The organism is Spiribacter sp. 2438 (assembly GCF_009676705.1).
Classification (GTDB): domain Bacteria; phylum Pseudomonadota; class Gammaproteobacteria; order Nitrococcales; family Nitrococcaceae; genus Spiribacter.
Genome location: NZ_CP046046.1, coordinates 436,654 through 455,596 on the forward strand (window position 1 = coordinate 436,654; position 18,943 = coordinate 455,596).

An 18,943-nucleotide genomic window follows, 5' to 3' on the forward strand; every position below is an offset into this window, starting at 1 on the left:
TAATTGCTCGCAGCCCGCCCCGAGGTTAAGACCGCTTCTCTCCCGGCATCGGCGGTCGCCGCTCCGGCAGCATCCCCTGGGGCCGGGTCACCAGGATGATCTGCAGCAACACCCCGATCAGGAAAATCCGGAAAGCGCTTTCGCTGCCAATCAGCGCCACCGGCATCAACCCCGCCAGCAGTTCCGTGGACGACCAGATGATCCACACCACCAGCGCCCCCAGCAGGGCGCCCAGGTTATTGCCGCTGCCGCCGGCGATCAGCATGACCCAGACCAGGAAAGTGCCGTATAGCGGGCGGAACGCCTCCGGGCTGATGAAGCCCACGAAATGGGCGTATAGCCCGCCCCCCAACGCCATGATGCAGGACCCCACCACGAAGGCCTGCAGGCGAAAGCGGGCAATGTCCTTGCCGGCGGCGGCGGTGGCCGGCTCACTGTCGCGAATGGCCCGCAGGACCCGTCCCCAGGGCGAGCGCTGCGCCACCTCCACCATTACGTAGATCAGCGCCACGAACGCCAGAATGACCAGGGTGTAATTCAGGGTGCCCATGCCCAGGGGCTTGGCGATGCCCGGAATGCCCCGGGTGCCGTGGGTGAGCCAGCCTTCGTTGAGCACGAACAGGCGAATGATCTCGGCAATGCCGATGGTGGCGATGGCCAGGTAATCGGTTCGCAGGTTCGCGGTGATGCGGCCCACCACCCAGGCCACCGGCAGGCACACCAGCACCGCACCGGCCAGGCCCACCAGGAAGGGCAAGTTGAATCCCCCCAGCCAGCCATCCGCCGGCCCGGTGGTCAGGATGGCCGTGGTGTAAGCGCCCACGGCAAAAAACCCGGCGATACCGATGTTGAACTGGCCGGTCATGCCCCACTGGACGTTCAGGCCCAGAGTCATGATGGCGTATATCCCCACCAGGCCGAGGAAGAAGGGCATGTAGGCGACGATTCCGGCGAGATCCATCACACCGACCCCTTGATGATGCCCTGCGGGCGGACAATGAGCGTGAGAATCATGATGGCGAAGGCCACCGCGGGTTTATAGGTGCCCGGCAACACCAGCGTGGACAGCTCCATGGCACAGCCGATCACCAGGCCGCCGAGAATGGCGCCATAGGGGCGGCCGATGCCGCCGAGGATGGTGGCGGCAAAGATGGGCAGCAGCAGGGTCCAGCCCATGGTCGGATGCAGGCGGGTGTCCATGCCCAGCAGGACACCCGCCGCCGCGGCCAGGGCGCCGCCGATGGCCCAGGTCCACATGATCACCCGCTCGGCGGGGATGCCGGTGATCAGGGCCAGGTCCATGTTGTCACTCATGGCCCGCATGGCCTTGCCCATGCGGGTGCGGGTCAGGAACCCATGCACCAGCAACACCAGAATGGCCGCGGCGGCAACGATCAGCACATGATCCGGCTTGATGGCAATCGGACCGATCCGCCAGGGCAACTGAATGCCCACTTCGTAGACCTGGTTGCTGCCGCCCCAGATCATCTGAATGGCCGAGCGAAGAATCAGCGCGGTGGCAAAGGAGGAAATCAGCAGGATCACCGGCTGCACCCGGCGAATGCGGCGGTAGATCAGCTGATCAATCCCCACCGCAAGGCCCGCCATGCCCAGCATGGCCACCGGCAGGGCGGCCAGCACCGGCAGGTTGAACACGGTCACCACGGTCAGCGCGAAGTAGGCGCCCACGGCCATGAAGTCCCCGTGGGCGAAGTGGGCGAAGCGCAGCACGCCAAAAATCATGGTGGCGCCCACCGCCCCCAGCGCCAGAATGCTGCCGAGGACGATGCCGTTGATGAGCAGGTGGATGAGTTCGATCATGCCGGTTATCCGCCCAGAAACATTTCGGCAACTTCCGGGTCGGCCAGCAGCGCCGGGCCGGTGTCTTCGTGGCGATTCTCGCCGGTGGCGAGGACATAGCCCCGATCCGCCACCGCCAGGGCCTGGCGGGCGTTCTGCTCCACCATGAGCACCCCGATGCCCAGCTGATTGATTTCCTGGATGCGCTGGATGGTCTCGTCGATCAGCCGGGGGGACAGGCCAGCGGTGGGCTCGTCCAGCATCAGCAGATGAGGATCCACCATCAGGGCCCGGCCCATGGCGACCATCTGCCGCTCGCCACCGGACATTACCCCGGCCTGCTGGCGGCGCCGCTCCTTGAGCCGCGGGAACAGCGCAAAGACCTTCTCCAGCCGCGGTGTCAGGTCACCGGGGACGGCATAGGCGCCCAGCTCCAGGTTTTCCAGCACTGACAGCGACGGGAAGATATTGGCCTCCTGGGGCACGTAGGCGACCCCTCGAGTGACCATGCGCTCGGGGGGGCGATTGGTGATGTTTTCACCCAGGTAGGTGACCGTGCCGGCGCGAATGGGCACCAGCCCGAACAGCGCCTTCATGGCCGTGGACTTGCCCGCGCCGTTGGGACCCACGATGACCACGATTTCATCGGCTTCGACGTGCAGGTGGACGCCACGCAGGATATCCACGCCGCCATAGCCCGCATATAGGCCTTCCGCTTGGATCAGGCTCACGTCATGCCGCTCCGGCCTGTCCGCTGGCGCCGGTGCCCAGATAGGCTTCGCGCACTTCCGGGTTGTCCCTGAGGGTCGCCATGTCGCCGCTGGCGATGAGCTCGCCATTGGCCATGACCTGGACCGGGTCACAGAGACGGGCGATCAGGTCCATGTCGTGCTCGATGACGCAGAAGGTGTAGCCCCGTTCGCGATTGAGGCGCTCAATGGCCTCCGCCAGCTTGCCCAGCAGGGTCCGGTTGACGCCGGCGCCGGGTTCGTCGAGCAGCACGGCCCGGGCGTCGGTCATCATGGTGCGCCCCAGATCCAGGAGCTTTTTCTGCCCGCCGGAGAGATTGCCCGCCAGCTCATCGCGGAGATGGCCGATCTCGAGGAATTCCAGGACCTCATCCGCGCGGCGCAGCACTGCCCGGTCTTCCCGGATGACCTTCCACCAGGTGAGCCAGCTGCGCAGCAGGTTTTCGCCGGACTGGGCGGCGGGGACCAGCATGAGGTTTTCGCGAACGCTCATCCGGGAGAATTCATGGGGAATCTGGAAGGTGCGTACCAGCCCTTTGTGGAAGAGCTGGTGGGTGGGCAGGCCGGTGATGTCCTCGCCATCCAGCCGGACACGACCACTGTCCGGTGCCAGGGCGCCGGCGACAATATTGAAAAGCGTAGATTTGCCGGCCCCGTTGGGACCGATCAGTCCGGTGATGCTGCCCGGCTCGACGGTGAAAGAAACCTCGCGGACTGCCTGCAGGCCACCGAATGCCCGGGAAATCCGCTCAATTTCTATCACCGCTACGCCTCCGTGGGACGAGTGCCGTTACTCGTTGACCTGGCCGTTTTCGATTTCCTGATCGGACGCCTCGCGGACATCGGACACCTTGACCTTGAAGTTCAGGGTCTGTCCGGCCAGCGGATGATTGGCATCCACGGTGACGCTGTCACCGCTCACCGCCGCCACGGTGACGATCTGGGTGCCGTTCTGGGTCTGGGCCTGAAACCGCATGCCGGTCTCGACGTTGTCGACGCCCTCGAACATGCTCTTGGGAACATCCTGCTGGAGCCGGTCGTCGCGATCACCGTAGGCTTCTTCCGGCGGCACGGTCACTTCCACGTCCTCGCCGGCGGCCTTGCCCTCGAGGGCGTTTTCCAGCCCCGGGATGATGTTGCCCGCCCCATGCACATACTGCAGTGGCTGGCCTTCGGGGGAGGCGTCAATCACCTCGCCGTCGCTATCGCGGAGTGTGTAATCGATGGCGACCACCGCGTTTTTGGCAATCTGCATGGAAACCTCTGCGCACAATAAATTTGACCGCGTATTGTAAACCTCGGGGCAATGGCCGACAAACGCCGCCGGCTGGTCATGGTTCGTCGAAGCGGCTAGGCTCCAGCGCTGATCCGATGCCGAGACAGGAGCGCTTTTGGCCACATCCACGGTACCCGGCGGTCCGGCCGCCTCCACCCACGCCCGGGGGCTGCTGCTTGCTCTGACCGGCGTCCTGCTGGTGAGTTTCGATGCGCTGCTGGTGCGGCTGGCGGTGGCGCCCCACTGGGACATTGTGTTCTGGCGGGGCTGGCTGATCGGACTGACCCTGGGCGTCTGGATGCTGTTCAGCGGCCAGCGGCTGCGCCTGCCGCCGGGGGCCGGGCACCGGGCGCTGCTGGCGATTACCGTGCTCATGCTGGCCGGCAACACCGTGCTGTTCGTGTTGTCGGTGTCGTTCACCGCCGCCGCCAATACCGTGGTGATTCTGGCGGCCTCGCCGTTCTTCGCCGCGCTTTTCTCCCGGGTGTTCCTGGGTGAGGCCATTCGGCTACGGACCTGGGTGGCCATCGTGGTGTCCATCGCCGGCGTGATCGTGGTGTTCGGCGGTGGCCTGGGCGGTGGCCATGCCCTGGGGGATTTCTTTGCCCTGACCCTGGCGGTGTGCATGGGTGCCCAGCTCACCATTCTGCGGCGTTTCCCGACGGTGCCACGGTTGCCGTTGATTGCCATCAGCGGTGCGGTGGCGGGACTGATGGCGCTGCCCTTTGCGGCGCCGCTGGAGCTGTCGGCGCAGAGCTATGTGGTGGTGGGCGTCATGGGAATCGTGCAGATGCCCCTGGCCATGGTGCTCATGGCGGTGGCGACCCGCTATCTGCCGGCCCCGGAGGTCAGCCTGTGTCTGTTGCTGGAGACGGTGCTGGCGCCGATATGGGTATGGTGGGTGCTGCGCGAGGCCGTCCCGCCGCTCACCGCGGTGGGGGGCACCCTGATTCTTCTGACCCTGGCGGTACACGCCTGGCTGGCCCTGCGAGAGGAAAAAACCCCATGACCGAATCTGCCCATCACACCCCGGCCGGCCCGCCGATGGCGCCGCGGGAGCCGGTCACCGTTCGTCATCACGGCCAGGAGCGGGTGGACCCCTATGCCTGGCTGCGGGATCCGGACTGGCGCGAGGCCATGGCGGATCCGGACCGTCTGCAGCCAGCCATCCAGTCCTATCTGCGGGCGGAAAACGCCTGGACCGAGGCTTCCCTGGCCGACGTGGAGCCGTTGCGAGAGCAACTGGTGGCCGAGCTGCGGGGCCGCATCAAGGAAGAGGACAGCAGTGTGCCGGTGCCGGACGGGCCATGGGCGTACTACACCCGCTACCGGGCCGGCGGCCAGCACCCCTTGCTCTGCCGCCAGCCCCGGGAAGGCGGGGATGAGCAGATCCTGCTGGACGGCGATGCCGAGGCGGAGGGCAGTGAGTACTTTCGGCTGGGTGGGGCCGAGCACAGCCCCGACCACCGCTACCTGGTGGTGGCGGTGGATCGAACCGGTGCCGAGTCCTATGTCCTTCAGGTGCACGACCTGGACACGGGTCAGCGGCTGGCCGAGGAGATTCCCCAGGCCCGGGGGGACGTGGCCTGGGCCAGTGACGGCGAGACCTTTCTTTACACCGTTCTGGATGAGGAGCACCGGCCGCGCTGGGTCTACCGTCACCGGCTGGGGCAACCCGCCGAGGCCGATGAGCCCGTCTACACCGAGACTGACCCGGGGTTTTTCCTGGGGGTGGAGCGCACCGAGAGCGGGCGCTATCTGCTCATCGACAGTCACGATCACACCACGTCCGAGGTTCGCTGGCTGCCGGCGGACCGGCCGACGGCGGAGCCCCGCCTGATCGCCCCTCGGCAGCGGGATGTGGAGTATTCGGTGAGTGATCATGGGGATCACTGGCTCATCCTCACCAATGCGGGTGGAGCCGAGGACTTCATGATTGCCCGGGCCCCCATCGACAGCGCGGACCGCCATGACTGGACCGCGCTGGTGGAACACCGCCCGGGGCGCCTGATTGAGGGGTTGCTGGTGTTTGCCGACTGGCTGGTGCGCCAGGAGCTGGAGGACGCCGAGTCGCGCATCGTCATCCGTCATCTGGCTTCCGGCGAGGAGCATGTCATCGATCAGCCGGATGCCTGCGTGGACGTGGGTCTGGTGCCGGGGCTGGAATATGACACCCGGAGCCTGCGGTTCGTGATGAGTGGATTTGCCCAACCACGGCAGGTGTTCGACTACGACATGGAATCCCGGGCGCGACAGCTGCGCAAGACCCAGGTGATTCCCAGCGGCCATGATCCCGAGGCCTATGTCTCTCGGCGTTTCATGGCCCGGGCGCCGGACGGGGAGGCGGTGCCGGTGTCCGTGTTTCATCGTCGGGATGTGACCCCCGGGCCGCAGACCCCCCTGCTCCTTTACGGCTATGGCGCCTATGGCATCAGCGAGCTGCCGGGGTTCAGCCCCCATCGGCTGTCGCTGGTGGATCGGGGGTTCGTGTATGCCATCGCCCATGTGCGGGGCGGGCGGGAGCGGGGTTACCGCTGGTATCGCCAGGGGCGGCAGGCGGCCAAGCCGAATACCTTTGAGGACTACATCGCCTGTGCCGAGGCGCTGATCGCCGAGGGTTACACAGGCGCTGGCCGGATTGCCGCCCAGGGAGGCAGCGCCGGCGGCATGCTGGTGGGAGCGGTGCTGAATCGCCGGCCGGAGTTGTTCGGCGCCGCGGTGGCGGATGTGCCCTTCGTGGATGTGCTCAACACCATGCTGGATCCCAGTCTGCCGCTGACACCCCCGGAGTGGCCGGAGTGGGGCAATCCCCTGGAGGACGAGGCCGCCTACGAGGTGATTGCCGGCTACTCGCCCTACGACAACATTGCACCGCGCCCCTACCCGGCGCTGCTGGTGACCGCCGGGGTCTCCGATCCCCGGGTGACCTACTGGGAGCCGGCCAAGTGGGTGGCCCGACTGCGGGCCGAGGGCAAACCGACCAACCTGCTGCTCCTGCACACTAACATGAGCGCCGGGCATGGCGGCCCGGGAGGGCGCTTTCAGTATCTGGAGGAAGTGGCCCGGCGGATGGTCTTTTTACTGAAGGCCCTGGATCGGCTGCCCGCTACCACATGAGGTCGTCGGGAATGGGGTGGTCCGGGTATTCGTCGCTGCCATCGCCGGCGGCGCTGTGGGTGGCGACCCAGGCCAGCAGAAACGGCGCATCCTGACGGAGCCGGTCCACCAGATCCGCCGGAATCAGCCGATAGCGGCCGCGGGTGCGGGCGATGGCCAGTTCGCCGGCGGCCAGGGCGCGGCGTTGTTCGCCGCTGACGTTAATCGGCCGGATGCGGCCGTTGTGCTCGAAATGAAAGCGCTCGTCGCCGTCGTGGGCGACTTCCCTTTCCACCACCAGGCTCCGGGCGGCTTTTTCCCGGGCCTGCTGCTCCCGCTCTTCCTGACGGCGGCGGTTGAGGGTGCGGTCCCGTGCCCGCCGGTCTGCCTCCCGCTGGGCGGCGGCCGCGCTGGCACTGGCCTGCTCTTCGTCCGCCTCACCGCGGCGCCGTTTCTTGCGCTTCTGGGTGCGGGCTTTTTTTACCGACTGCTGGTCGGCGAGGCCGGCTTTCAGCAGCTGATCGCGAAGACTGTCACTCATGGCCGCAGGATAAGCACACCACCGGGGGCTGACTACCCCCGGGCGTCCAGGGGCGCCGGCCGGGCCCGCTGGACGGTCACCACACCCACCACCACGATCACCAGGCCCACCAGCGCCAGTGGCGCCAGCCGTTCATCGAAAAGCCACCAGGCGATCAGGACCGTCATGGGGGGCGCCAAGTAGAACAGCGACGCCACCCGTGAGGCCGCCCCGTGCCGGATCAGCAGGAACAGCAGGCCGATAGCGCCCACCGAGAGCACCAGCACCAGCCAGGCCATGGCAAAGATCAATTCGCCATGCCAGGTGATCTGGTTGGTCTCGGTGGTGAGCGCCAGGGTGCCCAGCACCACCGCGGTGGCCAGATACTGCACGGTGCCGCCGGTTCGCAGGTCGGTGACCGGGCAGAACCGCTTCTGGTACATGGTGCCGGCGGTGATGCCCAGCAGCGCGATTAACGTGCTGATGATGGTGGCCGGCGTGGCCGTGCTGGCCTCCAGCCCGGAGATGATCACCAGCGCCACCCCGGCAAACCCCACCAGCAGCCCCAGCCACTGGACCCGGCTGACGCGCTCGCCGAGCAGCGGACCGACCAGCGTGGCGGTGAGCAGCGGCTGCAGGGCCACCAGAATGGCGGTGACACCCGCGGCCTGGCCACGGTCAATGGCCCAGAAGACGCCGCCGAGATAACAGCCGTGAACCAGCAGTCCGGCCACCGCGGTGTGCAGCAGCGCCCGGCGGTTGGGTGGCCAGGGCGCCCGAGTGGCCAGCGCCACCGCCCCTAGTATGGCGGCGGCCAGCAGCATGCGCAGGGCCAGGAAGGTCATGGGCTCGATCCACGGCAACCCCAGCACCGCGCCGATGAAGCCGGTGCTCCAGAGCATGACGAACCCCGCCGGGAGCGCGAAGCTCCAGCGCCAGTCCTGAGTCGTCACTCCGGGTTGGAGAGGATGTGCTGACGCAGTTGCTCGTACTCGTCGCGATTGATCAGGCCCCGGTCCCGCAGCGCCTCGATTTCTTCCAGTCGCGCGGTGAGACTGCCCGGTTCCGGAGCAGCGGCATCCGCCGGCTCACCGGTGTCCGCGCTGGTGGCCGGCCCGGCATCGGCGGTCCGGAAGCCCCGGCCATTCAATCGGTAGTAGCCGTCGCGACAGGACCCGCGGGACTCCAGTGGCCCATTGCCCAGCACCTGCAGGTAATCGGCGCCGTCGTTGGCCACCTTGATGGTCAGCTCCTGCAGCGCTTCTTCGTAGCCGGCCTGGCGGCCCTCATCCCGGCGACAGTCAGCGCTGGCGATGCCCCGTCGCCGGCCGGTGTCGATGGCATCACCGGCGGGCAGTTCGACGCCGATTTCCATCTGCTCGGCGCGTCGGGCGGCCTCTTCCGATGCCGGCGATGCGCTGAACAGATACAGGCCGCCAATGTTGGTGCCCAGATCGGGCCCCGACCCGGCGCAACCCGCCAGTAGCAGTGAGGGGACAATCAGGGCCAACCAGCGTCGCGCGGGCATTGGGATCTCCAGTGAGCTTCAGGAACTTGGCGAGAGTATTGCCGATCGCAAGGGGTGTTGACCAGTGCCGAACTTACCGGCGCTATGGCCAAAAGAGGACCGAGAGAGTACGGTTTGCCCGGTATTTGTCCCATCATTCACCAAGGAGGAACCCATGGCATTCTCATTGCCGGATCTGCCCTATGACTACAACGCGCTGGATCGCGCCATCGACGCCCAGACCATGGAGATCCATCACACCAAGCACCACAACACCTATGTCACCAAGCTGAACGACGCGGTCAGTGGCACGGATCACGAGGGCAAGGCCCTGGAAGATCTGCTGACCGGAGTCTCGGCGCTGCCGGTGGGTGTCCGCAACAACGGCGGAGGTCACTACAACCATTCCATGTTCTGGCAGATGCTGTCCCCGAACGGCGGAGGCGCCCCGGACGGTGCCGTGGCCGATGCCATCAACGCCGCCTTCGGATCCTTTGACAGCTTCCGCGAGACCTTTACCAACGCCGCGCTGGGGCGGTTCGGCTCCGGTTGGGCCTGGTTGATCCAGACGCCAGCGGGCCTCAAGGTCACCTCGACCCCCAACCAGGACAACCCGATCATGGATGTGGCCGAGGATCAGGGGACGCCCGTGCTGGGCCTGGACGTCTGGGAGCACGCCTATTATCTGCGCTATCAGAACCGCCGCCCGGATTACGTTGAGGCGTTCTGGGACGTGGTCAACTGGGATGAGGTGAATCGCCGGCTACAGTCCGCCGCCTGATCCCGCGGTCATCGCCACCGGGCTGCGGAGCCAGCGAACACTGGCTCCCGCCCGGTTTTTTGTGTCCGTGGCTAGTGGGGCCGAACCCGGTCCTGCTTGCCAAAGTGACTGGACAGGGCACGTTCCAGCTTGCCGGCGGCCTGATGGGCCGCGGTGTAGGCGTCTTCGGCGAGGGCCTCGGCAACAATGGGGTCACTGCCCCGGGGATGGGCCTCCAGCAGGCAGTGAATGTCCCGGCCGCCCTTGTTGGCATTCTCATCCTTGAAGTGGGCTTCGATCCGCGTCAGTCGCTCTCCGTGCTTGCGCTCCACGGGCTCCAGCTTGCTGCGCAGATGGTCATTGAGGGCATCCGAGAGGTGAACGCCGTCGCCGGGATTGGTGATGAGCTCCATGGGGTCGTTGGCCTCCATCCAGTGTTTTCGATCATTGTTGGTGGTCGCGCCGGACGCGGGATTAATTGACGCTGGCCTCCACGTCGTCCAGGGACGCGCTGAAGCCCATCAGCGAGAGGGGAAGTTCCACGCCCTGGCCCTGGGGATCGGCGATGGTCAGGGTTGCCTGACTGCCCGCGCGCATCTGCTCGACCAGCTCGGGCTCCAGCACGATATCCGCTCGACAGCCACTCTGCACGCAGAGTTGCACCGCAAAGCGGATCGGCTCGTTGTCATTCACCTGCAGCTGAACCCCCGGCGGCAGCAGCATGCCCAGGGGCAGGTTGAAAAGCGCCACCGGCTGATCAGCGCCGGGCGGGAAGCCGATCACCGTCTCCAGTACCGTCTGCCCGGTCTCCTGCTCGCTGACCTGCTGGTACATTTCGCAGCTCTCACCGGCGCCGAAGGCATCCTCCGGTGCCGGCTGGCAGCGAACCACCCAGTCCTGGTGCTCGGCACGAATCTCGGCCTCGGGCGCGGCGCCCGGATCCGTTGCCGGATCCATGAGGGCGTCATCCTGCTGGGCCAGAGCCAGCGGGGCAAACAGCATCGCGGCCGCCAGTGCCGCGGTCTGAAGTAATCGTTGTTTCATCCGGGTCTCTCTCTGCCAGGTTTCAGTGCCACCCAGTCTGCCGAAGTTGTCAGCCGGCGCAACTCGACTTCAGGACGGTTCATAGCCCAGGTTGGGGGACAGCCAGCGCTCCACTTCGGCCACCGTCATGCCCTTGCGGGCCGCGTAGTCCTCCACCTGGTCGCGGTAGATGCGCCCCAGGCCGAAGTAGCGGCTGTCCGGATGCCCGAAATACCAGCCGGAGACCGCCGCGGTGGGGTACATGGCCCGGCTTTCGGTCAGCCGCAGCCCGATGCGCTTTTCTACGTCCAGCAGCTCCCAGAGCCGATCCTTCTCGGTGTGATCCGGGCAGGCGGGATAGCCGGGGGCGGGACGGATTCCGCGGTACTGCTCGTCGATCAGGGCGGCGTTGTCCAGGTTTTCATCCGGGTGATAGCCCCAGTCCTGCTGGCGCACCCGGGCGTGCAGCATCTCGGCGAATGCCTCCGCCAGCCGGTCCGCCAGCGCCTTGACCATGATCGAGTTGTAGTCGTCGTGATCGGCTTCAAAGCGGGCCACGGGCTCGTCGATGCCAATGCCCGTGGTGACCGCAAAGGCACCCATCCAGTCCGCCAGCCCGGTTTCCCGGGGCGCGACGAAGTCCGCCAGGGACTGGTTGGGACGACCCCGCGGCTTTTCATTCTGCTGGCGCAGATGATGCAGCCTCATCAGCACCTCGCGGCGATCCTCGCCGGTGTAGAGCTCGGTGTCGTCTGCCACGGCGTTGGCCGGGAACAGGCCATAGACACCGCGGGCGGTGAGCCATCGCTCCCGCACCAGTTGCTCCAGCATCTCCAGGGCATCGGCGTGGAGCTTGCGGGCTTCTTCGCCGACGATTTCGTCGTCGAGGATCTTCGGATAGGAGCCGGCCAGTTCCCAGGCGTGAAAGAACGGAGTCCAGTCGATGTAATCCACCAGCTCGTCCAGCGCCGGCTCGATGACATGAATGCCCGGGCGGTTGGGTCGCACCGGCTCCCAGCCGGCCCATTCGATGGGTGTGCGATTGTCCCGGGCCGCGGCGATGTCCAGCCATTTGTGGCGCTTCTGGCGGCCGGCGTGCTGGGTGCGCACCCGCTCGTATTCGGTGCGCAGGTCGGCGACAAAGGGCTCGTAGCGGGTCTCGCTGACCAGGTTGCTGGCCACGCCCACCGCCCGCGAGGCGTCCTTGACGTAAATGACATCGCCGTCGTAGTTCGGATCGATCTTCACCGCCGTGTGCACCCGCGATGTGGTCGCCCCGCCGATCAGCAGGGGCGTGGTCATGCCGCGGCGCTGCATCTCCTTGGCGACGTTGACCATTTCGTCCAGGGATGGCGTGATCAGCCCGGACAGGCCGATGACATCGACGTTTTTCTCGACGGCGGTCTCGAGGATCTGTTCGGCAGGCACCATGACGCCCATGTCCGTGACCTCGAAGTTGTTGCACTGGAGCACCACGCCGACGATGTTCTTGCCAATGTCGTGGACGTCGCCCTTGACCGTGGCCATCAGAATGCGGCCGGCGGGCTCGTCATCGGTGTTGCCGCTGGCGGCTTTTTCTTCTTCGATGTAGGGGAGCAGGTAGGCCACCGCCTTTTTCATGACTCGGGCGGACTTCACCACCTGGGGCAGGAACATCTTGCCCTCGCCGAACAGGTCGCCTACCACGTTCATGCCGTCCATCAGCGGCCCCTCGATTACCTCGATGGGCCGATTGAACTGCTGCCGGGCCTCTTCCACGTCCTCATCGGTGTAGTCGGCGATGCCTTTGACCAGCGCATGCTCCAGCCGCTTGGCGACGGGTTGCTCCCGCCAGGCCAGATCCTCTTCCTTCTTTTTGCCGCCCTGGCCCTTGTAGCTCTCGGCCAGGTCCAGCAGCCGTTCGGTGGCGTCCTCCCGGCGGGCCAGCACCACGTCCTCGACGTGCTCCCGCAGCTCCGGATCGATGTCGTCGTAGACCTCCAGCTGACCGGCGTTGACGATGGCCATGTCCAGGCCCGCGCGAATGGAGTGATACAGAAACACCGAGTGCATCGCCTCGCGCACCGCGTTGTTGCCCCGGAAGGAGAAGGACATGTTGGACAGCCCACCGCTCACCTTGGCGTGGGGCAGGTTTTCCTTGATCCAGCGGGTGGCCTCGATGAAATCCACCGCGTAGCGGTCATGCTCGGCGATGCCGGTGGCCACCGGGAAGATGTTGGGGTCGAAGATGATGTCTTCCGGTGGAAAGTCGATCTGCTCGGTGAGCAGCCGGTAGGCCCGCTCGCAGATCTGAATGCGACGCTCGTAGGTGTCCGCCTGGCCCTCTTCGTCAAAGGCCATGACCACCACCGCGGCCCCGTGCCGCTTGAGTTCCCGGCCCTGCTCCAGGAACGGGGCCTCGCCTTCCTTGAGGGAAATGGAATTGACGATGGACTTGCCCTGAATGCACTTCAGGCCCGCCACCATGGCCTCCCACTTGGAGGAGTCCACCATCACCGGCACCCGGGCGATGTCAGGCTCGGAGGCCACCAGTTTGAGGTAGCTTTCCATGGCCTCGACGGCATCCAGCATGCCTTCGTCCATGTTGACGTCGATAATCTGGCCGCCGCCTTCCACCTGGTCCCGGGCCACCTCCAGCGCGGTGTCGTAATCGCCTTCCATGATCAGCCGTTTGAAGCGGGCCGAGCCGGTGACGTTGGTGCGCTCACCGATGTTCACGAACAGCGAGTCGTCCCCGATGTTGCAGGGCTCAAGCCCGGACAGCCGCATGGCCCGCTCGGGGGTGGGGATCTGCCGGGGTGGCAGGCCGTCCACGACCTCGGCCAGCGCCTTGATGTGCTCCGGGGTGGTGCCACAGCAGCCGCCGACGATGTTGACGAAGCCGCTTTCGGCAAACTCCCGCATGATCTCGGCCATGAATTCGGCGGAGTGGTCGTATTCGCCGAACTCGTTGGGCAGGCCGGCATTGGGATAAATGGTGACCGGCGCATCCGCCACCCGGCTGATTTCCTTGACGAAGGGTCGCATCAGATCGGCGCCCAGGGCGCAGTTCAGCCCCACCGACACCGGATTGGCGTGGCGTACGGAGTTCCAGAATGCCTCGGTGGTCTGGCCCGACAGGGTCCGGCCGGAGGCGTCGGTGATGGTCCCGGAGATCATCACCGGCCAGCGCTCGCCCCAATCCTCGAACAGACACTCCAGCGCGTAGATGCAGGCGCGGGCGTTCAGGGTGTCGAAGATGGTCTCAATGAGCAGCAGGTCCGAGCCGCCCTCAATCAGCCCTTCAGCGGCTTCGCGGTAGGCCACCACCAGTTCGTCAAAGGTGACATTGCGCTTGCCGGGGTCGTTGACGTCCGGCGAGATGGAGGCGGTGCGGTTGGTGGGCCCCAGAGCTCCAGCCACCAGCCGGGGACGCGCCGGATCCTCGGTCTCGAAGGCGTCGCAGGCCGCGCGGGCGATCTTTGCCGCCTCGACGTTGATCTCCCGGGCCAGGTGCTCCAGGCCGTAGTCGGCCTGGGCGATGGTGGTGGCCGAAAAGGTGTTGGTCTCGATGATGTCTGAGCCGGCGGCCAGGTTGGCCCGGTGAATCTGATCGATGATATCCGGGCGGGTGAGCACCAGCAGGTCGTTGTTGCCATTCAGGGCCTTGTCATGGTCCGCGAAACGCTCGCCACGGAAATCCGGCTCCTCCAGTTCATAGCTCTGGATCATGGTGCCCATGCCGCAATCCAGCAGAAGGATGCGCTCCGCCATGGCTTGGTGCAGTCGCTGCAGGCGCTCGGCCATTTAGGTCTCTCCGAAACCGTTGGGGAAAAGCGTCCATTATACGGATTTGTCGGTCTGACCCCAGTGGTGGCGAAGCCCGCGGTGTATCCGCGACCCGCCGGGCGTACTACACTTCCAACAATGACGGGATTGATGCCGACGCTACCGTGACGTATTGCCTGGCCGCGCAGGTGGACGAGGGGCTGGTGTTCGCCTCGGACTCGCGAACCCATGCGGCGGTGGACGACATCAGCACTTACCGCAAGATGCATGTCTTCGAGTGGCCGGGGGAGCGCCTGCTGGTGATGCTGTCGGCGGGCAATCTGGCCACCACCCAGGCGGTGCTGCGCGCCCTGCAGCGGGACATCGACGAGGACGCGGCGGACAGTCTGGCCCGGTTGGACACCCTGGATGCGGCGGCGGGTTATCTGGGCGGGGTGAGCGTTGGCTGCCAGGAAGCCGCCGCCGTGGCCGCGGGCGAGCGCAGCCAGGTGGCGCTAGATGCCACTTTCATTCTCGGCGGCCAGATTGGCGATCAGGACCCGGCCATCCACCTGGTTTATCCCCAGGGCAACTTCATTACGGTGGCCGGTGAGCAGCCGTTCATTCAGATCGGGGAGACCAAGTACGGCAAGCCCATCCTCGATCGGATGATTCGGCCGTCACTGCCGCTTCATCGGGCCGGGCTCTGTGCACTGGTCTCCCTGGATTCCACCATGCGCAGCAACCTGTCGGTGGGTCCACCGGTGGATTTGCTGGTGGTCGCCCGGGGTCAGTTGAGCGCGGCGGGGCAGCGCCGCCTGGATGCCGAGGACCCCTACTGGCTGTCGCTGCGTCAGGCCTGGGGGGAAGGGCTGGACCGGGTGTTCGAGACCCTGCCGGAGTTGCCGGGGGACGGCATCAGCGAGTGAATCAGGGCCAGTTTCTCGGCCACGGTCTCGTTGAGGGTAAAGGGGTAGGGATCCTGCACTCCGACGCTTCGGGAGAGGGCGTTCAGCGCCTGGCTGAGTTCGTTCCAGCGGGATAGCTCGTCGCCCAGGTCCGGCCGCTCCGGCGCCGCCAGGATGCCGAAATCCCGGGCGGTCTCCAGCGCATCGGTGATGTGCAGGTAATGGGCCCAGGTTTCCGCCCAGTCTTCCCAGGGATGGGCGCTCGCGTAGGCGCTGATGTGGCGGCTCGCCCAGTCCGGGCAGGCGCCATGCTGATAATACTCATCCATGGCGGTGGCATAGTCGCGGCGCTCGTCCCCGAACCGCTGCCGAAACGCCTCAATCCGCGCCGGATCCGGCTCGATCAGGCGCATCCAGTAATAGTGGCCGCTCTCGTGTCGCAGATGACCCAGCAGGGTTCGATAGGTCTCGCCCAGCAGCACCCGCTGGGCTTCCCGATGGACATCATCCGCCTCGGCAATGTTGATGGTGATGCGGCCCCCCTGGTGGCCGGTGGTGATCTGCTCCACGCCGCTGGGAGTGGTCTGATCGGCGAGAAAGTCGATGACCAGGCCCCGATGGGGGTCCTGATGGCGATCCGCAATCGGCAGGCCCAGTCGCACCAGGTCGCAGAGCAGATAGCGCTTGGCGGACTCCAGGCGTTGCCAGTAGAGGCGATGCTGGGGACCATTAAGGTCGGGGATGACCGCGGTGAGCCGACAGGCGATGCACAGATCATTGGGATCGTCCGCGTCCACCAGCCAGTCACAGCCGGCGGCCTCGTGGTTGGCGCAGTGCCGGACCGCCGGTGAACCGGCGGCGGCCACGGCGCGCAGGGTGCTGCGTCGATCCGACTCCAGCGGAGTCAGCAGCCGCTGCCGGGGGAGAAAACCCAGCGGGCGGTCGCAGGTCAGGCAGCGGGTGTTGCCGAAAAAAAGCCGGTTGCCACAGGTGCAGGCATAGGTCAGCAAGTCAGAGGCTCCGGGAAGTAATGCCGGGCAATCAGCCCGTGGATGTCGGCCAGCTCGGTCTGCAGCTGATCGATGTAGTCGTGCAGGGCGCCAAGGGCCAGTCGATGGGGCTCGGCCTCGACATGACGGCGATCCAGTCGTTGTACCTCGGCCAGTACCGGCGCGGATCTTGGCAGTGCCAGCAGGGCATCCCCCATGTGTCGCAGGCAGAAGCGCACCGAGCGGGGGAAGGCGGGGTCCAGCATCAGAAAGCGGACCACCGAGCGCGGATCAAGACCCACCCCAAGGCTCTGACGGTACATGAGATAGCCGTCCAGGGCATGCAGGGTGTTCATCCAGCCGTCCGGCGAGCCGCCGTTATCGACCTCGCCGGTGGTGTGCTTATCCAGGATGCGGCTGGTCATGTCGGCGCGCTCCAGCAGCCGCGCCAGCAGGATGAAATGGTAGGGCGGCCCGTGGGAAAGGGTACCTTCGATGATGCCGTTAATGCGTTGGTTGGTGGCAATTAGGTGGCGCAGGAAGTCCAGTCGCCGGCGGCGCCGGGTGTTGGTACCGAAATCGTCCCGCATCACCCCGTGGAGCTCGTTGATGCCTTCCCAGACATCGGTGGGCAGCAGTTCGCGCACGGTTCGGGCGTTTTCCCGGGCGGCGCGCACGCAGGCGCGGATCGATCCGGGCTGATGGGCGTCATCGATCAGAAAGGCCATGACCGTGGATTCGTGGGCGGCCAGCTCCCGGCCGTCGAACAGCATGCCCGCGCCGAGGATGTCCACCGGCGCCCGCCAGTCCGCCGGGTGGCGGGCATCCAGCATCTGCTGGGTGGTGGCCTTGATCAGTCGGGCGGTGTTGTCCATGCGCTCCAGGTACCGGGACATCCAGTAGAGCTGTTCGCCCACCCGGGAGAGCATCATGGCCCACCTCCGGCATCCACCACCCAGGTGTCCTTGCTGCCACCGCCCTGGGAGGAGTTCACCACCAGCGAGCCCCGGGGCAGGGCCACCCGGCTCAGTCCCCCCATGGTGACGTGCTGTCGTCGGCCATGCAGTACGAAGGGCCGCAGATCCACGTGGCGGGGCTCGAAGCGGTCCTCAACCAGGGTCGGCACCGTGGACAGCCCCAGGGTGGGCTGGGCGATATAGTTGCGGGGGTCGCTGCGGATCAGCTTGGCGAACTGACGGCGCATTTCGTTGCTGGAGCGCGGCCCCACCAGCATGCCGTAGCCGCCGGACTCGTTGGCGGGCTTGACCACCATTTCGTCGAGATGATCCAGCACGTAATCGCATTCGTCGGGGTACAGGCAGCGCCAGGTGGGAACGTTGGCCAGGCGCGGCGACTCGCCGAGGTAATAGCGAATCAGCTCCGGCATGAAGGCATAGATGACCTTGTCGTCGGCGACGCCGGCCCCCGGGGCATTGGCGATGGCCACATTGCCAGCCCGCCAGGCCCGCATCAGCCCGGCCACGCCCAGGGTCGAGTCCGGCCGGAAGACCTCCGGATCCAGAAAATCGTCATCGATGCGCCGGTAGACCACGTCCACCCGGGCTGGCCCGGCGATGGTGCGCATGTAAAGGCAATCATCGCTGTCCACGAACAGGTCCCGCCCCTCCACCAGCTCGGCGCCCATCTGCTGGGCGAGATAGCTGTGCTCGAAGTAGGCGGAGTTGTAGATTCCCGGGGTCAGCACCACGATCTCCGGGCTGGCCACATCCGCCGGGGCCAGGCTGCCGAGGGTGTCCAGCAGCTGGCTGCAGTAGTCATCCACCGGCAGGATGGTCTGGTTGGCGAACAGCTCAGGGAAGATGCGTTTCATCACATGGCGGTTCTCCAGCATGTAGGAGACGCCGCTCGGCACCCGCAGATTGTCCTCGAGCACCCGCACGATGCCGTGCTCGTCCCGCACCAGATCGCTGCCGCAGATGTGTGCCCAGACGCCATAGGCGGGCCGAACGCCCCGGCAGGGCTCCCGGAAGTTGCGTGAGCCGGCCAGCAGCTCGGCGGGCAGGATGCCGTCGCGGACAGCGGCCTGTTCGCCGTAGAGGTCGTCGATGAAATGATTGAGGGCGGTGACCCGTTGGCAGAGTCCTTCGTGAATCTGCTGCCACTCACCGAGTTCGATAATCCGGGGCACCAGATCCAGGGGCCAGTGCCGGTCGATGTTCTGGCCTTCGCTGTAGACGGTGAAGGTGATGCCCATGGCGTCGATGGCCGCTTCCAGTGCCCGGCTTCGGTCGCTGATGGCGCCCCGGTCCATGCCCTGAAGCGTGTCATAGAGTGGCCGTGCCGCCGGTCGGGGAGTGACCGGACAGGACAGCATCTCGTCGTGGAACGGATGATTCTGATAGCCGTGGAAATGGCCTGGCATTTCACTCTCCCGGCAATGGTGACTGCACGGATCGTTGCAGGAAACGCGCCAGCGGGCTTGGTGATTGCCCCGGGGGCGGCGATAATGAGGCCGGTCGTCCCGGCCAGGAGGTCAATCATGGCTCACCGAGCCGTCCGGCTCCGTCACAGGGGTCCATCCGTGCCGCCCGGTGGCGGTCGTCAGCG

At 66.1% G+C, this 18,943-nt stretch carries 18 protein-coding genes; 4 read left to right on the plus strand and 14 right to left on the minus strand.

What is annotated here, in order from left to right:
• Window positions 1-25: 25 nt before the first annotated feature.
• The 5 genes from GJ672_RS02200 to GJ672_RS02220 are packed head-to-tail and all read right to left on the minus strand — an operon-like array spanning window position 26 to window position 3,804.
• A complete protein-coding gene (locus GJ672_RS02200) occupies window positions 26-961 on the minus strand; it encodes a branched-chain amino acid ABC transporter permease (protein ID WP_195759529.1) in 936 nt (311 codons plus the stop codon).
• Window positions 961-1,821: a branched-chain amino acid ABC transporter permease gene (locus GJ672_RS02205; protein WP_154295673.1), complete on the minus strand. Its 861-nt coding sequence runs from the start codon at window positions 1,819-1,821 to the stop codon at window positions 961-963. Before GJ672_RS02205 ends, GJ672_RS02200 begins: the two co-directional genes overlap by 1 nt.
• A 5-nt stretch (window positions 1,822-1,826) precedes the next feature.
• On the minus strand, window positions 1,827-2,531 hold the full coding sequence (locus tag GJ672_RS02210) for an ABC transporter ATP-binding protein (RefSeq protein WP_154295674.1): 705 nt from the start codon (window positions 2,529-2,531) through the stop codon (window positions 1,827-1,829).
• Window position 2,532: 1 nt separating this feature from the next.
• A complete protein-coding gene (locus GJ672_RS02215; RefSeq protein ID WP_154295675.1) occupies window positions 2,533-3,312 on the minus strand; it encodes an ABC transporter ATP-binding protein in 780 nt (259 codons plus the stop codon).
• Between the two features lie 27 nt (window positions 3,313-3,339).
• Window positions 3,340-3,804: a peptidylprolyl isomerase gene (locus tag GJ672_RS02220; RefSeq protein ID WP_154295676.1), complete on the minus strand. Its 465-nt coding sequence runs from the start codon at window positions 3,802-3,804 to the stop codon at window positions 3,340-3,342.
• 136 nt (window positions 3,805-3,940) lie between these two features.
• Here GJ672_RS02220 and GJ672_RS02225 point away from each other — a divergent pair, with 136 nt between their 5' ends.
• The gene (locus tag GJ672_RS02225) at window positions 3,941-4,834 is read left to right on the plus strand and encodes a DMT family transporter (protein WP_154295677.1); all 894 of its coding nucleotides are present in this window, start codon (window positions 3,941-3,943) and stop codon (window positions 4,832-4,834) included.
• Window positions 4,831-6,942, plus strand: coding sequence for a S9 family peptidase (locus GJ672_RS02230; RefSeq protein WP_154295678.1), 2,112 nt, complete (start codon window positions 4,831-4,833; stop codon window positions 6,940-6,942). The genes GJ672_RS02225 and GJ672_RS02230 overlap by 4 nt, the downstream gene beginning before the upstream one ends.
• Here GJ672_RS02230 and GJ672_RS02235 read toward each other — a convergent pair.
• The 3 genes from GJ672_RS02235 to GJ672_RS02245 are packed head-to-tail and all read right to left on the minus strand — an operon-like array spanning window position 6,932 to window position 8,969.
• A complete protein-coding gene (locus tag GJ672_RS02235; protein WP_154295679.1) occupies window positions 6,932-7,462 on the minus strand; it encodes a DUF2058 family protein in 531 nt (176 codons plus the stop codon). The genes GJ672_RS02230 and GJ672_RS02235 overlap by 11 nt on opposite strands.
• Before the next feature lie 32 nt (window positions 7,463-7,494).
• The gene (locus GJ672_RS02240; protein WP_229381926.1) at window positions 7,495-8,394 is read right to left on the minus strand and encodes a DMT family transporter; all 900 of its coding nucleotides are present in this window, start codon (window positions 8,392-8,394) and stop codon (window positions 7,495-7,497) included.
• On the minus strand, window positions 8,391-8,969 hold the full coding sequence (locus GJ672_RS02245) for an SHOCT domain-containing protein (protein ID WP_154295680.1): 579 nt from the start codon (window positions 8,967-8,969) through the stop codon (window positions 8,391-8,393). Before GJ672_RS02245 ends, GJ672_RS02240 begins: the two co-directional genes overlap by 4 nt.
• A gap of 154 nt (window positions 8,970-9,123) precedes the next feature.
• On the opposite strand from GJ672_RS02245, the gene GJ672_RS02250 reads away from it, so the two are divergent.
• Window positions 9,124-9,729: a superoxide dismutase gene (locus GJ672_RS02250; RefSeq protein ID WP_154295681.1), complete on the plus strand. Its 606-nt coding sequence runs from the start codon at window positions 9,124-9,126 to the stop codon at window positions 9,727-9,729.
• Between the two features lie 71 nt (window positions 9,730-9,800).
• Here GJ672_RS02250 and GJ672_RS02255 read toward each other — a convergent pair whose 3' ends face one another.
• The 3 genes from GJ672_RS02255 to metH form a co-directional block, all read right to left on the minus strand.
• Window positions 9,801-10,139: an HPF/RaiA family ribosome-associated protein gene (locus tag GJ672_RS02255; RefSeq protein WP_154295682.1), complete on the minus strand. Its 339-nt coding sequence runs from the start codon at window positions 10,137-10,139 to the stop codon at window positions 9,801-9,803.
• A gap of 43 nt (window positions 10,140-10,182) precedes the next feature.
• Window positions 10,183-10,752, minus strand: a complete 570-nt coding sequence (locus GJ672_RS02260; RefSeq protein WP_154295683.1) for an invasion associated locus B family protein — start codon at window positions 10,750-10,752, stop codon at window positions 10,183-10,185.
• A 69-nt stretch (window positions 10,753-10,821) separates the two neighbouring features.
• Entirely contained in the window at window positions 10,822-14,517 is a 3,696-nt protein-coding gene (metH, locus tag GJ672_RS02265; protein WP_154295684.1) for a methionine synthase, read from the minus strand.
• 146 nt (window positions 14,518-14,663) lie between these two features.
• Here metH and GJ672_RS02270 point away from each other — a divergent pair, with 146 nt between their 5' ends.
• Window positions 14,664-15,407: a peptidase gene (locus GJ672_RS02270; RefSeq protein WP_154295685.1), complete on the plus strand. Its 744-nt coding sequence runs from the start codon at window positions 14,664-14,666 to the stop codon at window positions 15,405-15,407.
• On the opposite strand, the gene GJ672_RS02275 is transcribed toward GJ672_RS02270, so the two are convergent.
• The 3 genes from GJ672_RS02275 to GJ672_RS02285 are packed head-to-tail and all read right to left on the minus strand — an operon-like array spanning window position 15,332 to window position 18,758.
• Window positions 15,332-16,396: a putative zinc-binding metallopeptidase gene (locus GJ672_RS02275; protein WP_154295686.1), complete on the minus strand. Its 1,065-nt coding sequence runs from the start codon at window positions 16,394-16,396 to the stop codon at window positions 15,332-15,334. The genes GJ672_RS02270 and GJ672_RS02275 overlap by 76 nt on opposite strands.
• The gene (locus tag GJ672_RS02280) at window positions 16,390-17,307 is read right to left on the minus strand and encodes an alpha-E domain-containing protein (protein WP_154295687.1); all 918 of its coding nucleotides are present in this window, start codon (window positions 17,305-17,307) and stop codon (window positions 16,390-16,392) included. The genes GJ672_RS02275 and GJ672_RS02280 overlap by 7 nt, the downstream gene beginning before the upstream one ends.
• The gene (locus tag GJ672_RS02285; RefSeq protein ID WP_154295688.1) at window positions 17,304-18,758 is read right to left on the minus strand and encodes a circularly permuted type 2 ATP-grasp protein; all 1,455 of its coding nucleotides are present in this window, start codon (window positions 18,756-18,758) and stop codon (window positions 17,304-17,306) included. Before GJ672_RS02285 ends, GJ672_RS02280 begins: the two co-directional genes overlap by 4 nt.
• Window positions 18,759-18,943: the final 185 nt, after the last annotated feature.

Excerpts from the sequence above, each read along its gene's own strand:
- GJ672_RS02200 (WP_195759529.1), bottom strand. The coding sequence starts at position 961 with ATGGATCTCGCCGGAATCGTCGCCTACATGCCCTTCTTCCTCGGCCTG.
- GJ672_RS02205 (WP_154295673.1), bottom strand. The coding sequence starts at position 1,821 with ATGATCGAACTCATCCACCTGCTCATCAACGGCATCGTCCTCGGCAGC.
- GJ672_RS02220 (WP_154295676.1), bottom strand. The coding sequence starts at position 3,804 with ATGCAGATTGCCAAAAACGCGGTGGTCGCCATCGATTACACACTCCGC.
- GJ672_RS02230 (WP_154295678.1), top strand. The coding sequence starts at position 4,831 with ATGACCGAATCTGCCCATCACACCCCGGCCGGCCCGCCGATGGCGCCG.
- GJ672_RS02235 (WP_154295679.1), bottom strand. The coding sequence starts at position 7,462 with ATGAGTGACAGTCTTCGCGATCAGCTGCTGAAAGCCGGCCTCGCCGAC.
- GJ672_RS02245 (WP_154295680.1), bottom strand. The coding sequence starts at position 8,969 with ATGCCCGCGCGACGCTGGTTGGCCCTGATTGTCCCCTCACTGCTACTG.
- GJ672_RS02250 (WP_154295681.1), top strand. The coding sequence starts at position 9,124 with ATGGCATTCTCATTGCCGGATCTGCCCTATGACTACAACGCGCTGGAT.
- GJ672_RS02255 (WP_154295682.1), bottom strand. The coding sequence starts at position 10,139 with ATGGAGGCCAACGACCCCATGGAGCTCATCACCAATCCCGGCGACGGC.
- GJ672_RS02260 (WP_154295683.1), bottom strand. The coding sequence starts at position 10,752 with ATGAAACAACGATTACTTCAGACCGCGGCACTGGCGGCCGCGATGCTG.
- metH (WP_154295684.1), bottom strand. The coding sequence starts at position 14,517 with ATGGCCGAGCGCCTGCAGCGACTGCACCAAGCCATGGCGGAGCGCATC.
- GJ672_RS02280 (WP_154295687.1), bottom strand. The coding sequence starts at position 17,307 with ATGATGCTCTCCCGGGTGGGCGAACAGCTCTACTGGATGTCCCGGTAC.
- GJ672_RS02285 (WP_154295688.1), bottom strand. The coding sequence starts at position 18,758 with ATGCCAGGCCATTTCCACGGCTATCAGAATCATCCGTTCCACGACGAG.